This window comes from Bradyrhizobium sp. AC87j1 (assembly GCF_002936975.1).
Lineage (GTDB): Bacteria > Pseudomonadota > Alphaproteobacteria > Rhizobiales > Xanthobacteraceae > Bradyrhizobium > Bradyrhizobium shewense.
This window is the reverse complement of sequence record NZ_PTFE01000136.1, coordinates 1-16,118: the sequence shown is the minus strand read 5'-3', so window position 1 is coordinate 16,118 and position 16,118 is coordinate 1. Positions and strand designations below refer to the sequence as shown.

Sequence of the window (16,118 nt, the reverse complement as noted above, 5' to 3'; positions counted from 1 at the left end):
CGCGCCTCGGCGGTTGGACCGGATACTACGGTAAACCAGGACCCATCACGATCCTCCAGGGCCTGTTGGCCCTCAGGGCCATGCTCAGCGGCTGGAGGATCGCTCGCGATGTGTGAATCAAATAGGGCTTGACCGGGGCATCCAGTACGCCGCGCTCGTTGTTGTGACAGCGAGCTCCTTAATGCCTTTCTCTGGAATACTGGGTCGCCCGGTCAAGCCGGGCGACGATAAGATGAGAGAGCGCAGTAAGCAGCTTAATGCGCCGCCGAGGCCGAGCGCTTGGTCGCGACTTGCTTCGGCGCCGGCTTTGCGTTCGCCTGCGGCGCGCTGTCCCAGCCGCTGGCGGGCGCCATGACGTTGACGGCGTCGTCGGGCTGCGGCTCGGCGCTGAAGGTCTGGATCGCGAGCTTGGCGGCCGCCAGCGATTGCGGGTCGAGGCGCTTGGCGACGTCGTCGCGCTTGCCGGACGCATCCGCGTCACCCTGCGCGGCTGCGAGGCTGAACCATTTGTAGGATTCGGCGAGGTTCTGTTCGACGCCGATGCCGCGGGCATAGAGGATGCCGAGGTTGAACTGACTGTCGGCAACGCCGCGATCGGCGGCCTTGCGGAACCACTGCGCTGCGCTCTTATAGTTGGCGCCGCGTCCGCCGCCGTCGGCATCGAGCACCGCGAGATTGTGCATTGCCTTGGCGTTGCCGCGCTCGGCGGCCTGGGTGTAGTAGCGGCGGGCGATGTCGGCATCCTTCTTCACGCCAAGCCCCTTTTCGTAGAGCGTGCCGAGGCGGAAGGTCGCGGGCACCACGCCGGCCTGCGCCGCGCGGTCGTACCATTTGGCCGCTTCGTCGTAATTCGTGGCAACACCCTTGCCTTCGGCAAAGCGCAAGCCGATCTCGTAGGCCGCGGTCGCATCGCCCTTCATCGCGGCGGTGCGCAGCACCGGGCCGCCGATGCCGTCAGGCAGCTTTTCGCTCGGCGGCACCTGGATCATGCCGAGCTTGGCGCGGCTGGTGCCGGACAGCGCGCCGGTGACGTCGCTGCTCGCGGCAGGCGGCGGCACAGATGCGGCGGGCGCCGGCGGAATTTCGACCGAGGCCGAGTTGCCCGAATTGGCGGCGGGAGCCGGCGCGGCGTTGTTCTGGGACTGCCGTCCAATCGGCGTCGGCGAGGTCATCGATGGCGTGACCTGCTCGGGCGTGGCGGGCTTGTTCTCGATCACCGGCGGTGGCGGTGGGGCCTGCGGCGCGGGCTGGCTCAACGTATTGTCCATGGCCTGCGGCGCGGGCGGCGTGCTGCCCTCGAGCAGGTTCATCGCCATCTTGAAGGTGCCGAGCACGATCACGACCACGCTCGCGCCGACCAGCAGCGAGCGGATCTTCGAGGTGATGGTCGAGCTGCCGTCCTTGCCCTTGTCCTTGCCGCGATCGGCGCCGGCCTTCGCGCCACCCTTGGCACCGCGCGCCGGCTTCTCCGGCTGCGCGGCGGCGGCCTGGGCGGCGCGGCGGGCGGCCGCGATGAAGCTCGACGACGACACCGGCTCTTTCGGCGCAGCGGGAATGTCGCTGATCGCGCTCTCGGAGGCGGCGATGCGCTCCGATGGCGTGGCGACGCGTCCACCCGGCCGCGTGCCCGGCTCGAGCGGATGATCCGGCGGTAATTCCGGCGCGAGCGCGGTGCGCGCGGGGACCGTGTGCGGCTCCAGGATCTCGCTGATCGCGCGCGGCTGCACCGGTGGTGCCGATGGCACCGGCGGCGGCGCCGCAGGGGCAGCGGCATGGAATTCACGCGGCGCGGCGGAGAAAGCGGCTTGCGCGAAGGCGCCTTGGGACTGTTGCTGCGCGTGGGCCTGCTGCTGCGCGGCGGGGTTGGGCAGCTCGGGCTTCGGATCGTATTTCGGCTGCTGCTGGGCTTGCGGCCGCGGCTCACGCGCCATCGGCGGCGCGGGCTCCATGGGAGCGGCCATCGGCATCGGCTGCGGCGCAGGGGCCGGCGGCGCAGTGCGCACCGCGCGCAGATCGCCCTCGATCATGGAGAGGCGATCGACGACATGGCCGAGCGCGCTATGGACGGCGTCGAGCGAGTCCTGCGTGCTGCGGTTGGTCTCGGCCTGGCTGAAGCGGATGTCGGACAGCTCGCGCTTGACCAGATCGACCATTCCGGAATCGGCCGGGGCTGCGGAGCTGCGGCTCTCGGCCAGCGCGGAATAGGTCGCCTGCTGCCGCTCGAGGTGACGCAGGATGTCGTGCAGCCCGTCCTCGACGCGGCTCAAATTGCCGTTGCGCGGATCGGCGGCGGCTTCGATCCGCTCCAGCAAATACGAGACGCGCTGTTCGAGATGCGCAAAGGTCGAGGCCGAATCGTTGCCGACCTGCATCCGGTCGAAGCGGTCCGACAGCGCGCGGATGGCGGATTCCAGGTGCTCGGTGCTCTCCGCCGGCTGAGGCCGCTCGCGCGTTTCCAGCGCCGCGGTGAGCGCCGCAATGCGCTGCTCCAGCACCGCAAAGCTGTCGCCCTGGCCGGAGGCGCGGGTGACCTGGTCGACCTTGGACGACAGCAGCTGCACGTCTTCGGACAGACGTACCAGCGCTTCGTTGGAGGCGACGTTGGAGACGATGCCGCGCAGTGCCGTGATCGCGCCTTCGAGCTGGCGCACCGTCGAGGGATCGTCATTGGCGCGCAGGATCAGGTCGAGCTTGGCGCCGAGATTGCGGATCGCCTCGTCATAGCCGGTGAGCTGCTCAGCCGGCGTCAGCGTGCGCAGCACCTGCTTGATGTCGGACAGCGCGTGCTCGATGCCCGACAGGACCTGGCCGTCGGTGCCGTGGGAACGCGTCTCGTCGATCCGGCGATGCAGCGAGCGGATCTCGTTCTCGATCGATTCGATTGCGCGCCGCGGCATCGCCTCGGTGATGGCGGCGCGGATCTCGGCAAGCTCGCTGCGGAAGGCGTTGATCGCCTGCTCGGTATTGTCGGGGCGCTGCAGCGACTCGATCTGGCTCGTGATCTTGAGCAGATGGCGCTCAAGCGCGGAAAAATTCGGCCCCGGCTGCGGTGGCGGCGGAGCATAGGCAGCCGCGGGTGGCGCCATCGGAGGTGCGTAAGGAGCGGCCCAGGGAGCAGCATTGGGCGCGATCGAGGGCGCGGCGCGCGGCGGCATTTGTCGCGGCGTGAAGCCGTCGAGCTCGCTCTGCCGCGCGGTGATCTCGGCGACGGCGACGTCGAACGAAGCGGGGCTCAGGGGCGGGGAGTTGCGATAGACCTGCGCCGCCGCGCGCTCGACCGCATCGGCCTGGCGCTGGCGCGTCTCGGCCGGCGCAGGGCGCGGAGCCGGAGGCTGCTGCGGTTGAGGCTGCTGCGGCCGGGAAATTTGCGACAGCCGCGCATCGAGCCGCGAGATCGCATCGTTCAGCTGGCGCGCGACGCCCTGCTCGCGCGAGGCGTCCGGCCGCGAAGGGTCCTGTCGCGACGAATCTTGTCGTGACGAATCCTGTCGTGACGAATCCTGGCGCTGCGCGGGCTTGGAGATCCGTTCGATCTGCTGGGTGATCGCGTCGAGCCGCTGGTGGATGTCGGCGACTTCGCGGCTTTCCTGGCTCGGTCCCCGGGTTTGAACGTGCGGGGCTTGCGGACGCTGGTCGTAAGGTTCGCGAAAGTTCGGGGGAGCAGTCTCGCCGAGGGTGGAGTTCAGCCAATCGTTGAGTGACATGCCGGCGCGACGCGCAGCAGCTTCGGCCCGCTCCCTGACGGACGGATCGATGCCGTCAACACTCCACGATACGCGCGAATTCATGACTCTGTCCGGTTCCGACTCCGGCGCCCCACCCGGCGCCTCCAGCCTTCCCTCGCGTGCCGGTTGCAAAGACAATCGGATTTGGCGCGGGTCGTCTGCCTCGAAAACCGACTTTTTCCTGTTACGGTAAATAACGGGTTAAGGAATGCCGAGCGGGTGTCTTAAAGTTGGGCGGCGGGAACCGGGGCGATGCCGAAGCCGTCATGCCCGGGCTTTGTCCCGGGCATCCACGTTCTTCGGTCGCGCAAGCAAGATCGTGGATGGCCGGGACAAGCCCGGCGATGACGATACGGAGCCGCTACGTAGCCCCTAACCCTTCCCCTCGCGCTTGCCCTCGTCCAGCGGCACCACCGTGGCCTTGCCGGTCATCGCCGACAGCGCATCGAGCGCCTCTTCGCAGAAGTCGGCGACCATCTGTTCGTGACGGGCGCCGAGCCGGAGCAGGAGCAGGTTGCCGAGATCGAGCCGGCCTTCCGCCGTTCCCTCGGGAAAGCGCTTCTTCAGGATGCGTTCGTAATTGGCGTGGCGGTCGCGATGGTGCTCCAGGCGGGCCATCAGGTCGGTGCGCAGCGGCTCGATGTCGATGCTGTCGAGCGCATGGAGGCGGACCAGGAGATCGTCCTTGGTCGAGGCTGGCGTGCTTGGTCGCGCGGCCCAGTGCCGCAGCGCTGTTCGCCCCTCCGGAGTGAGCGTATAAACCAGCTTGTTGGGCTTGCCCGATTGCACGACCTCGCGGCCCTGGATGTGGCCGCGGTCGCGCAGCTTGGAGAGCTCGCGGTAGATTTGCTGGTGGTCGGCCTTCCAGAAGAAGCCGATCGAGGAGTCGAATGTCTTGGCGAGCTCGTAGCCCGTCATGGGGCGTTCCGTCAGGCATGCGAGGATTGCGTCACCCAGTGCCATGACCGGTCTCCTTCTTCGACCTCGACCAACTCGCTTGACTTTATGCGCATCGGCGCATATGCGTCAATGTGCATATGAGGCGTACAGGGACGGGCTGAAGATCCGACCCGAAAAACCCAGCGGAATCAATCAGCACGCTACTGTGCATGGGGTTGTTTTCGCGATTTTTGCCAAGGCCTTTAGGGAGGCATCCGAGAATGACCGGCCTCGACTCCTGGTACGGCTACATGAAGTCCCACGACCGCACCGCGCTCTGGGACTTGCTTCATCCCGACGCCGTCTTCGAAAGTCCCGTCGTGCATTCGCCGCAGCGCGGGCGCGACATCACATTCAAATACCTCTCCAGCGCCGAGAAGGTGCTCGGCGGCCCCGGCTTCACCTATGTCGGTGAGTGGACGAGCGAGCGCGGCGCCGTGCTCGAATTCAAGACCATGATCGACGGCATCGAGATCAACGGCGTCGACATCATCAGCTTCGACGCCGAGGGACGCATCACGCATTTCAAGGTGATGGTGCGTCCGCTCAAGGCGATCAACATGCTGCACCGTCTGATGGCGGAGCAGTTGGCCGCCCAATCATGACCCTGCCCTGAGGTTGCAGAACCCGCTAAGCTCGCGGGCAAGGCTGCGCCGCTGGAATCACAGACAACACCAAGGCCCATTGCCGGGAGAACCCCATGCCGATCTACAAAGCCCCCGTCGAAGACGTGAACTTCCTGCTCAACGACGTCTTCCAGATCGACCGCTACGACAACCTCGCCGGCTTCTCCGATGCGTCGAGCGATGTGCGCGAAGCCATTCTCGGCGAAGCCGCCAAGCTCGCCGAAGAGGTGCTGCAGCCGCTCAATCGTGTGGGCGATCTCGAAGGCTGCAAGCGCACTGATGACGGCAGCGTCACCACGCCGAAGGGCTTCAAGGATGCCTTCAAGCAGGTCGCCGAAGGCGGCTGGCTTGGTCTGTCGGCGCCGACCGAGTTCGGCGGCCAGGGCCTGCCGGTGACGCTGAGCCAGGCGGTCAACGAATTCCAGATCTCCGCCAACATGGCGTTCTCGATGTATGGCGGCCTCACCATGGGCGCGACCGCGGCGCTGATCGTTCATGGCTCGCCCGAGCAGAAGAAGACCTACGTGCCGAAGATGGTCGCGGGCGAATGGACCGGCACCATGAACCTGACCGAGCCGCATTGCGGCACCGACCTCGGCATGCTCCGCACCAAGGCGGTGCGCCAGGCCGACGGAAGCTTCAAGATCACGGGCACCAAGATCTTCATCTCGGCCGGCGAGCACGACCTCGCCCCGAACATCATCCACCTCGTGCTCGCCCGCATCGAGGGTGCACCGGCCGGCATCAAGGGCGTGTCGCTGTTCGTGGTGCCCAAGTTCCTAGTGAATCCGGATGGCTCAATCGGTGCCCGCAACGGCGTCGTCTGCGGCTCGATCGAGCACAAGATGGGCATCCACGGCAATTCCACCTGCGTGATGAACTACGACAGCGCCACCGGCTGGCTGATCGGCGAAGAGAACAAGGGCATGCAGGGCATGTTCGTGATGATGAACGAGGCGAGGCTCGGCGTCGCCGTTCAGGGCCTCGCGCAATCCGAAGTCGCCTATCAGAACGCGGTCGCCTACGCCCGCGAGCGCATCCAGGGCCGCTCGCTCACCGGCGTCAAGGCGCCGGACAAGCAGGCCGATCCGATCATCGTGCATCCCGACGTGCGCCGCACGCTGCTCTCGATCCGCGCCTTCAACGAAGCCGCGCGCGCCTTCGTGATGTGGACCGCGCTGAAGAGCGACGTCGCCCATCGCTCGGAAGACCCGAAGGACCGCCAGGCCGCCGACGATCACATGGGCCTGATGACCCCGGTGCTGAAGGGCTTCCTCACCGATTACGGCTTTGCCAATGCGGTGCAGGCGCAGCAGATGTATGGCGGCCACGGCTACATCGCCGAGCAGGGCATGGAGCAGTTCGTCCGCGATGCGCGCATCGCCATGATCTATGAAGGCGCCAACGGCATCCAGGCGCTCGACCTCGTCGGCCGCAAGCTGCCGCGCGACGGCGGCCGCGCCATCATGGCCTTCTTCGGCGAGGTCATGGCCTTCGCCAAGGAGAACGGCGGCGACGAGGCCCTCAAGCCCTTCATCGCGCCGCTCTCGGCCTCGCTCGGCCATCTCCAGCAGGCCACGACCTGGCTGATGCAGAACGCAATGGCCAAGCCTGACAATGCCGGCGCCGCCGCAACCGATTACCTGCATCTGTTCGGCTTCGTCGCGCTGGGCTACATGTGGGCGAAGATGGCGAAGGTGACGAATGCCAAGATTGCCGAGAGCGGGGCGACGCCCTATCTCTCCACCAAGCTCGTCACCGGCCGTTTCTTCATGGAGCGGATGCTGCCGGAGACCGCCGCCAATCTCGCGCGCATCCAGGCCGGCTGCGCCACCATCATGGAATTGCCGGCGGAAGCGTTCTGAGGCTTCCCGCTTCACCAATGATTGCGACCGCGCCGCGGTCGCCACCAACATAACTGCAATCAGGAGGCTCCCATGGCAGATGCCTATATCTACGATCACGTCCGCACCCCCCGCGGCCGCGGCAAGGCTGACGGTTCGTTGCACGAAGTGACTGCGCTCGCGCTCGCGACCGTGCCGCTGAAGGCGCTGAAGGACCGCAACAATTTGCCTGAGGATTCCGTCGATGACGTCATCCTCGGCGTGGTCGATCCGGTCGGCGAAGCCGGCAGCGACATCGCGCGTTTCGCGGCGCTGAAGGCCGGTCTCGGCGAAGCCGTGCCCGGCGTGCAGATCAGCCGCTTCTGTGCCTCCGGCCTCGATGCCGTGAACTTCGCCGCCGCGCAGGTGATGAGCGGCCAGCATGAGCTGGTGATCGGCGGCGGCGCCGAATCGATGAGCCGCGTCGGCATCGGCGCCTCCGGCGGCGCCTGGCCGATGGATCCCTCGATGGCGGTCCCCGCTTACTTCATGCCGCAGGGCGTCTCGGCCGATCTGATCGCCACCAAATACGGCTTCTCGCGCGACGACGTCGATGCCTATGCGGTGCAGAGCCAGCAGCGTGCCGCGAAGTCCTGGGAGGAAGGCCGCTTCGACAAGTCGATCGTCCCGGTGAAGGACATCAACGGCCTCACCATCCTGGCCAAGGACGAGCATATGCGTCCCTCGACGACGATGCAGTCGCTGGCGCAGCTGCAGCCGTCGTTCACGATGATGGCGCAGATGGGCGGCTTCGACGGTGTCGCGCTGCAGTCGCACCCCGAGATCGAGCGCGTCAATTACGTGCACCACGCCGGCAATTCGTCGGGCATCGTTGACGGCGCCGGCGCCGTGCTGCTCGGCAGCAAGGACGCGGGTGCCAAGTACGGCCTGAAGCCGCGCGCAAAGATCCGCGCGTTTGCCAATGTCGGCTCGGAGCCGGCGATGATGCTGACCGGTCCGGTCGACGTCACCGAAAAGCTGTTCGCGCGCTCCGGCATGAAGAAGTCGGACATCGACCTGTTCGAGCTCAACGAAGCCTTCGCCTCGGTCGTGTTGCGCTACATCCAGGCCTTCGACATCGACAACGCCAAGATCAACGTCAACGGCGGCGCCATCGCGCTCGGCCATCCGCTCGGCGCGACCGGTGCGATGATCCTCGGCACCGTGCTCGACGAGCTCGAGCGCACCAACAAGTCGACTGCCCTGGTCACGCTGTGCATCGGCGGCGGCATGGGCACCGCGACCATCATCGAGCGCGTCTAAGGGTAGGGAGCAACCAACATGTCGTACAAGAATTTCAAGGTTGAGACCGACGCCGACGGCATCGCGCTCGTTACCTGGGACATCCCGGGCCGTTCGATGAACGTGCTCGACGAGACCTCGACTAACGAGCTCGACGCGATCGTCAAGGCGACCACCGCGGATGCCGCGGTGAAGGGCGTCGTCATTACCTCCGCCAAGGAAGCGTTCTGCGCCGGCGCCGACCTGTCGATGCTCGAGGGCATGAACCAGGCCTACGCGAAGGTCTTCAAGGAGCAGGGCGAGACCGCGGCGAACCAGATGCTGTTCGACCAGAGCCGACGCTTCTCGCTGGTGCTGCGCTCGATCGAAACATCGGGCAAGCCGTGGGCGGCCGCGATCAACGGGCTCGCGCTTGGCGGCGGTTTCGAGATCACGCTGTGCTGCCACTATCGCGTCGCCGCGGAGAATCCCAAGACCCGCCTCGGCCTGCCCGAGGTCAAGGTCGGCCTGTTCCCCGGTGCCGGCGGTACGCAGCGCGTGCCGCGCCTGGTGCCGCCGCAGGACGCGATGACGATCCTGCTCAAGGGCGATCCGGTCACGATCGAGAAGGCGAAGGCGCTGAACCTGATCCACGCCATCGTCCCCGCCGCCGATCTCATCAAGGCCGCGAAGGACTGGATCAAGGGCGGCGGCAAGGCGATCGCGCCCTGGGACGAGAAGGGCTTCAAGCTGCCCGGCGGCCCGGTGTTCTCCAAGGCCGGCATGATGATGTTCCCGGCCGGCAACGCGATCTATCGCCGCGAGACCTACGACAATTATCCGGCTGCGCGCGCCATCATGAGCTGCGTCTATGAGGGCCTGCAGTTGCCGATCGACGCCGCGCTACGGGTGGAGTCACGCTACTTCACCTCGGTGCTGCGTTCGAAGGAAGCGGCCGCGATGATCCGCAGCCTGTTCCTGTCGATGCAGGAGCTCAACAAGGGCGCGCGGCGGCCGAAGGACGTGCCCGCAACCAAGGTGAAGAAGATCGCCGTGATCGGCGCCGGCTTCATGGGCGCGAGCGTCGGCTACGTCTCGGCCCGCGCCGGTCTCGACGTCGTCCTGATCGACCGCGACCAGGAGAGCGCCGACAAGGGCAAGGCGCATGCGCAGAAGGTGATCGAGGAGCAGATCAAGAAGGGCCGCGCCAAGCCTGATGACGCCGAGAAGCTGCTCGCGCGCATCACGCCGACCGCCGACTATGCGGCGCTGAAGGACGTCGACCTCGTCATCGAAGCCGTGTTCGAGGACCGCAAGGTCAAAGCTGATACCTTCGCCAAGGCGCAGGAGCATATGAAGCCCGACGTGATCTTCGCGTCGAACACCTCGACGCTGCCGATCACCTCGCTGGCCGAGAGCTTCAGGGATCAGGGCAAGTTCGTCGGCATCCACTTCTTCTCGCCGGTCGAGAAGATGATGCTGGTCGAGATCATCAAGGGCAAGAACACCGGCGACGTCGCGCTGGCGACCGCGCTCGATTACGTCCGGCAGATCGGCAAGACGCCGATCGTCGTCAACGACTCCAGAGGCTTCTTCGCGAATCGCTGCGTCGGCCGCTACGTCGCCGAAGGCAACGAGATGTTCCTCGAGGGCGTGCCGCCGGCGATGATCGAGAATTGCGCCAAGATGGCCGGCATGCCGGTCGGCCCGCTCTCGCTCTCCGACGAAGTCGCGCTCGACCTCGGCCTCAAGATCATGAAGGCGACGGAGGCCGATCTGGGCCCCAACGCCATCAATCCCGATCAGAAGAAGCTGATGGTGGAGTTGGTCGAGAAGCAGGGCCGGCTCGGCCGCAAGAACAGCAAGGGCTTCTACGACTACCCTGAAAAGGGCAAGGGCCAGAAGAGCCTGTGGCCGGGGCTGTCGGCGCTGCAGCCGAAGCAGCTCGATCCTGACACGCTCGATATCGAGGAGCTGAAGCAGCGGTTCCTGGTGGTGCAGGCGGTGGAAGCCGCGCGCACGGTCGAGGATCACGTCATCACCGATCCGCGCGAAGCCGATGTCGGCTCCATCCTCGGCTTCGGCTTCGCGCCGTTCACCGGCGGCACGCTGTCCTATATCGACTTCATGGGCACGAAGAAGTTCGTCGAGCTTTGCCACAAGCTCGAGGCCAAGTACGGCTCGCGCTTCACCCCGCCGAAACTGCTCGAGGAGATGGCGGCGAAGGGCGAGACCTTCTACGGCCGCTTCGCGCCGAAGAAGGCGGCGGCTTAAGGCGCTCTTGTAGCCCGGATGAAGCGCAGCGAAATCCGGGACCAATTTTTCAACTCGCGAGAGCACCCCGGATTACGCTTGCGCTCCATCCGGGCTACGCAGAAACAAAAGGCCGGATCGTCGATCCGGCCTTTCTATTTGCTGTCGACGAATGGCGAGAATGCGCGGCTCCAAACCCCGCCCAGCCGCGCTCGCTCCGCCCTGGCACCGCACTTGCTGACGATCCATCGGATGGCTCGTCAGCATTGAAGGTGTCCCGCAATGATCCCCACGGTGTCTCAAGTCAGCGCAGCCGGCGTTGCCGCAAGATACGCCCCCCTCTTGCGGCTGGGGCAGCCGTGGCCGCGGCGCAAGCTCTTCAGGCGGCGCAGAAAAATTCCCTCCTGGGTCGGCCTGGCCCTACTCGTTCTCTTCATCGACATGGCGATGGCCGTGCTTGCCTGGGTCGCCGTCGACGTCGTCCTGCATTGAGAGCTCGCCTCTGTGCACAAAGTGCGTCGCCGCCAAATAGGCGACCTGGCCGGCAATCAGGCAGCCGACGACGATGGGAATGCCCGTCCAAAATCCGAAGCCCGAGGTCTGAAGGACCGTTGCGACGAGGATCGCGGTCGCCGGCGAGACCAGCAACAGACTCCAGACTCGGAAGAACAGTCCCGCCGCCAAGCCGGTGATCGTGCTCGCAAGCAAGAGGAGGAGTACCGTTGTCACGAGAGCTTCCCAGTTCAGGCCGCATCGCGGTACATGGCTGAAGTTGAGCCAACTGGATTGCTCTCACAACGATGGTGATCTCTGCCGCACACACAAGGCGGAGTTATTGTTAACTCCGACAATGCTCGTAAAATTGATGCCCAGGTCATCGCGAACGTCCGGGCTTCCGCAACTGGTTCAAGCAAAAGAGCCGGATCGTCGATCCGGCTCTTCGTCGTCCCGACTGTCGTGCGCTGGTCTTACTTCGCCTGCGCGAGGCCTTCCTTCTTCAGCGCTTCCTGGACCTGCGGCCGCGCCTCGACGCGGGCCTTGTAGGCGGCAAGATTCGGCATCGCCGAGAGGTCGAACTTCATCCGCTCGCCCCAGGTCAGCATCGTGAACAGATAGCCGTCGGCGACCGTGAACTGCTTGCCCATGAGGTAGTCGCGGCCGGCGAGCTGGCTGTCGATATATTTCAGCTTGCCCATGACGCGATCTTTGAAGAAAGCTTTGGCTTCGTCGTTCAGGGCCGGCGCGAACATCGGACCGAAGCTCTTGTGCACCTCCGAGGTGAGGAAATTCAGCCACTCCAGCAGCTTGTAGCGCTCGGAACTGCCGTGGGCGGGCGCCAGCGCCTTGCTTGATGCCTGATCGGCGATCATCTGGACAATCACCGGGCCTTCGGTCACGATCTCACCGCTGTCGAGGCCCAGCGCAGGGACCTGGCCCTTGGGGTTCAGCTTCAGATAATCCTCACCATTTTCGAGCTTCTTGGCCCGGATATCGACCTTGACCAGCTCGTAGGGCAGGCCGGCTTCCAGGAGCGCGATGTGGGGGGACAGCGAGCAGGCACCGGGCGAATAGTACAGTTTCATGGAATTTCCTCCTCTTGACGCTTGGTTAGGCGGAAAGAACAACTACATGCAGCTGCTTGTAACAGTCAATATTGATGCAGCTGCATCAAATGGGGTAAGAGACGGGCGACGAGCTTGAGCGGGACCATGAAACGCAAACCATCGACCGAGGCGACTTCCGCCTGGATTCGCCTGATGCGGGTGCAGAGCCGCGTGCTCGATTGCGTCGAGCAGGATCTGAAGAAGGCCGGCTTCCCGCCGCTGGCATGGTATGACGCGTTGCTCGAATTGTCGCGGGCTCCCTCGGGCGAGCTAAGGCCGGTGGAACTCGAACGGCAGATGCTGATCCCGCAATATTCCACCTCGCGCCTGATCGACCGCCTGGTCGACGAGGGCCTCGCTTCGCGGCGCGAATGCAAGATCGACAAGCGCGGCCAGTTCGTCGAGATCACCGAAGCCGGCCGTGAGTTGCAGAAGCGGATGTGGAGCGCCTATTCGGCTGCGATCGAGAAATATGTCGGTTCGAAACTGTCCGATGCCGATGCCGTCAAGCTCAGCGGTCTGCTCGACCGACTGGGCTGCTCGTGCGGCGAGATGAAACTGCCGCCCGTCGCCAACGTCAACGAAACCTCGCCGTCGCGATGATCGCGCGGCACACCAGCTCGTCCGTGCGCCCGGTGGGTTCGCGGACCATCCCGTCACCCGCGCGCGTTCGATCGAAGCGCCTTTTGATTAGAGTTTGATATGGCGCGAGACCAGATCGATATGACGCCGCTGCAATCGCGCGACGAGCTCGTTTCGTGGTTCGAGGAAGGCTGCAAGGACCCGTCCGAATTCCGCATGGGCACTGAGCACGAGAAGACGCCGTTTACGCTCGAGGGCCACCGTCCGGTGCCTTACGAGGGCGCGCGCGGCATCGGTGCGTTGCTCGAAGGCATGAAGCTCCTGCTCGGCTGGGAGCCGATCATGGAGAAGGGCAACATCATCGGCCTCTACGACGTCACCGGCGGCGGTGCGATCTCGCTCGAGCCCGGCGGACAGTTCGAGCTCTCCGGCGCGCCGGTCGAGAACGTGCACCAGACCCAGAGCGAGCTGATGGCGCATCTTGCACAGGTGCGCGAGATCGCAACGCCGCTCGGCATCGGCTTCCTCGGTCTCGGCATGACGCCGTCCTGGTCGCGCGCCGATATCCCGGTGATGCCCAAGGGCCGCTACAAGATCATGACCAACTACATGCCGAAGGTCGGCCAATACGGCCTCGACATGATGTACCGGACCTGCACGGTGCAGACCAATCTCGACTTCTCCTCCGAAGCCGACATGGTCAAGAAGCTGCGCGTTTCGCTCGCGCTGCAGCCGGTCGCAACCGCCTTGTTCGCCAATTCGCCGTTCACCGAAGGCAAGCCGAACGGCTTCCTGTCCTTCCGCTCCGAGATCTGGCGCGACACCGACAATGCGCGGTCGGGCATGATGCCGTGGGCATTCGAGGACGGCATGGGGTTCGAGCGCTATGTCGACTACGCGCTCGACGTGCCCATGTATTTCGTCAAGCGCGGCGAGGAATACATCGACGTGTCGGGCTCCTCGTTCCGCGCGTTCTTCGACGGCCGCAACAACAACCTACCCGGCGAGCGTCCGACGCTCTCGGATTGGGCCAACCATCTCTCGACGATCTTCCCGGAAGTGCGGCTCAAGCGCTATCTCGAGATGCGCGGCTCCGACGGCGGCCCGTGGGGCCGGTTGCCGGCGCTGCCGGCGTTCTGGGTCGGGCTGCTCTACGACGACGTCGCGCTCGATGCGGCCTGGGAGATCGTCAAGCACTGGAGCGCGCCCGAGCGTCAGGCCCTGCGCGACGACGTGACGCGCTTCGGCTTCAAGGCGCGGATCAAGAACCGTTACCTGTTCGAGATCGCCAAGGAATGCCTGGTTCTGGCCCATGCCGGCCTGCGCCGGCGCGGCCGCATCGACCAGCTCGGCCGCGACGAAACGCGGCATCTGGAGCCGCTCGACCGCATCATCGATTCCGGCCGGACGCCGGCCGAGGAAATGTTGGACAAGTTCAACGGTCCCTGGAAGGGCTCGGTGGAACCGGCCTACGCGGAATACGCGTTCTAAAGCCTGATCCGGAAAAGTGCGCAGCGGTTTTCCGAAAAGATCATGCTTAAACAACAACCTAAAGCGCGATGACGATTCATCCTAATCGCATCGCGCTTTAAGCCGGTCAGCCTCGGTCGGGGATTCAGCCGTTCATCGCCCATACAGGTTTGCGGCGATCAAATGACCGGCTGAAAAACCTGAGCGTCGTCAATAACTCGAAAGCTGTTCCGATGGGGAAGGGCCGCCTGTCCGGCGCCGTCATGGCAAAGGTCTTGGCAAAAGTCCTGGCAAGCGTCGTGGCATGCGCTGCGCTGCTTTCGCTCGCATGCGCGAGTGTGCCGGCGCGCGCCCAGACTGCGTTCGACCGGCCCGGCGGCGACTATTTCAGCACACCGGTCGCCTCGGGCGATCCCGAGGATTGCGCGCTGCTGTGCGAGCGCGACCGCCGCTGCCGCTCGTGGAGCTTCAGCTATCCCGACGTCGAAGGCGGCGCGGCGGTGTGCTGGCTGAAGAACACCGTGCCGGCGCGGGTGCCTGGAAGTTGCTGCATCTCGGGTGTGCGCGGCGCCGGCGTGATCGAGCCGCGGGTCGAGGGCGTGGAGACCTCGATCGACCGCCCCGGTGGTGATCTGCGCAATTTCGAGCTCAAGGACGGCGAGGGCGAAGAGGCCTGCAAGGCCGCCTGCACCGCCGACAACAAATGCCGCGCCTTCACCTATGCCCGCCCCGGCTACACCGGGCGCGAGGCGCGCTGCTTCCTGAAAAAGGAAATCAAGCCGCCGCGACGGAAGGCGGGATTCACGTCGGGCGTAGTGCGGTAGTGTTGGTGCTCGTGCCCCGGACGCAGGTACCGTAGGGTGGGCAAAGGCGCCCTTGCGCCGTGCCCACGATCTCTGAGATAAGGCGACAGGCGCGTGGGCACGCTCCGCTTTGCCCACCCTACGAGAGCTCACTCCGCCGCGATCACCGTGAGTTCGGGCCATAGCGCCTTCCAGCGCGCGGCTTTCAACGCGTAATTCGCCGCGGAAAAATTCGGGCCTGGATTGGGCCGCACGATCAACCCAGCGACGTCGTCAAACCCGTGCGGCGCGTAGACCTCGTAGCCATCGCCTGTGCGCATGACCCCGACCTGCGTGTTCTGCGTGAGAAAGCGGTCGATGCCTTCCCTCGAGCTTCTCAGGGGCGGATAGGGCAGGCCGTGCTTGTCGGGATACCACAGATGCACGCGCGCCTGGTTGCGGATCTCGACCTTGACGCCGAGATGCGCGAGCTGCTCGTGCAGCTTGCGGATTACCGAATCCTCCGCCTCCCACGATGTATCGGGATCGAAATAGAACGCGTCGTAGTCGGCGATGCCGTGATCGACGGCGCGGCCGGTAAGCACGTTCCATACGGTCTGCACCAGGCATCCCGAGACCAACCATGCATCCGGCAGATCGAGCCGCGCCAGCTCGTCGATGATCGCGACGTTGACGGGATTTCTCAGCGCGAGCGCGAGGAATTCGTCACGGTTCATCGCGCGATGAGGAGGCTCAATGCACGGCGGTGAAGAACCGGCCGAGCCGGAAGCCGGAGAGCCAAGTGTAAACCGGCTGGCCGCGTATGCCGAGATCCCAGGAGCCGAGCACCGCATCGGCACGGCCGATCAGATTGTCGATCGGCAACAGGCCGACGCCGCCGGACCGCAGTGGCACGCGGCTGTCGGCAGAATTGTCGCGGTTGTCGCCGAGCACGAAGAGGTGGCCGGCCGGTACCGTCACTTCCGGTGAGTTGTCGAGCGTAACGTTGTCGCGCATCTTGAAGATCAGGTGC

At 65.2% G+C, this 16,118-nt stretch carries 13 protein-coding genes; 7 read left to right on the top strand and 6 right to left on the bottom strand.

The features are described from left to right. Positions 1-254 precede the first annotated feature (254 nt). On the bottom strand, positions 255-3,788 hold the full coding sequence (locus CV770_RS37380; protein ID WP_104465896.1) for a tetratricopeptide repeat protein: 3,534 nt from the start codon (positions 3,786-3,788) through the stop codon (positions 255-257). A 309-nt stretch (positions 3,789-4,097) separates the two neighbouring features. Then, complete coding sequence (locus CV770_RS37375; protein WP_091959952.1) at positions 4,098-4,688, bottom strand: PadR family transcriptional regulator; 591 nt, start codon at positions 4,686-4,688, stop codon at positions 4,098-4,100. A gap of 197 nt (positions 4,689-4,885) precedes the next feature. Here CV770_RS37375 and CV770_RS37370 point away from each other — a divergent pair, with 197 nt between their 5' ends. From CV770_RS37370 to CV770_RS37355, 4 genes are all read left to right on the top strand, one after another. Further along, entirely contained in the window at positions 4,886-5,269 is a 384-nt protein-coding gene (locus CV770_RS37370) for a nuclear transport factor 2 family protein (RefSeq protein ID WP_091959955.1), read from the top strand. A gap of 95 nt (positions 5,270-5,364) precedes the next feature. Next, the gene (locus tag CV770_RS37365; RefSeq protein WP_104465895.1) at positions 5,365-7,155 is read left to right on the top strand and encodes an acyl-CoA dehydrogenase C-terminal domain-containing protein; all 1,791 of its coding nucleotides are present in this window, start codon (positions 5,365-5,367) and stop codon (positions 7,153-7,155) included. A gap of 72 nt (positions 7,156-7,227) precedes the next feature. Further along, positions 7,228-8,436, top strand: a complete 1,209-nt coding sequence (locus CV770_RS37360; protein WP_104465894.1) for an acetyl-CoA C-acetyltransferase — start codon at positions 7,228-7,230, stop codon at positions 8,434-8,436. An 18-nt stretch (positions 8,437-8,454) separates the two neighbouring features. Next, a complete protein-coding gene (locus CV770_RS37355; protein WP_104465893.1) occupies positions 8,455-10,668 on the top strand; it encodes an FAD-dependent oxidoreductase in 2,214 nt (737 codons plus the stop codon). Between the two features lie 399 nt (positions 10,669-11,067). Here the strand turns inward: CV770_RS37355 and CV770_RS37350 are convergent, their stop codons facing one another. Together CV770_RS37350 and gstA are read right to left on the bottom strand one after the other, a co-directional pair. Further along, entirely contained in the window at positions 11,068-11,376 is a 309-nt protein-coding gene (locus CV770_RS37350; protein WP_146101429.1) for a hypothetical protein, read from the bottom strand. Positions 11,377-11,615: 239 nt separating this feature from the next. Then, entirely contained in the window at positions 11,616-12,230 is a 615-nt protein-coding gene (gene gstA, locus CV770_RS37345) for a glutathione transferase GstA (protein ID WP_104465891.1), read from the bottom strand. A 126-nt stretch (positions 12,231-12,356) separates the two neighbouring features. Here gstA and CV770_RS37340 point away from each other — a divergent pair, with 126 nt between their 5' ends. The 3 genes from CV770_RS37340 to CV770_RS37330 all read left to right on the top strand — a co-directional run bounded on the left by CV770_RS37340 (position 12,357) and on the right by CV770_RS37330 (position 15,127). Beyond that, the gene (locus CV770_RS37340) at positions 12,357-12,854 is read left to right on the top strand and encodes a MarR family winged helix-turn-helix transcriptional regulator (RefSeq protein ID WP_018316363.1); all 498 of its coding nucleotides are present in this window, start codon (positions 12,357-12,359) and stop codon (positions 12,852-12,854) included. A 99-nt stretch (positions 12,855-12,953) separates the two neighbouring features. Continuing rightward, entirely contained in the window at positions 12,954-14,324 is a 1,371-nt protein-coding gene (locus CV770_RS37335) for a glutamate--cysteine ligase (protein WP_028139831.1), read from the top strand. A 212-nt stretch (positions 14,325-14,536) separates the two neighbouring features. Continuing rightward, positions 14,537-15,127: a PAN domain-containing protein gene (locus tag CV770_RS37330; RefSeq protein WP_091959976.1), complete on the top strand. Its 591-nt coding sequence runs from the start codon at positions 14,537-14,539 to the stop codon at positions 15,125-15,127. A gap of 128 nt (positions 15,128-15,255) precedes the next feature. Here the strand turns inward: CV770_RS37330 and CV770_RS37325 are convergent, their stop codons facing one another. Continuing rightward, a complete protein-coding gene (locus tag CV770_RS37325; RefSeq protein WP_091959981.1) occupies positions 15,256-15,822 on the bottom strand; it encodes a nucleotidyltransferase family protein in 567 nt (188 codons plus the stop codon). Between the two features lie 16 nt (positions 15,823-15,838). Beyond that, the coding region (lepB, locus tag CV770_RS37320) for a signal peptidase I (RefSeq protein WP_104465890.1) at positions 15,839-16,118 on the bottom strand (280 nt) is incomplete at its 5' end.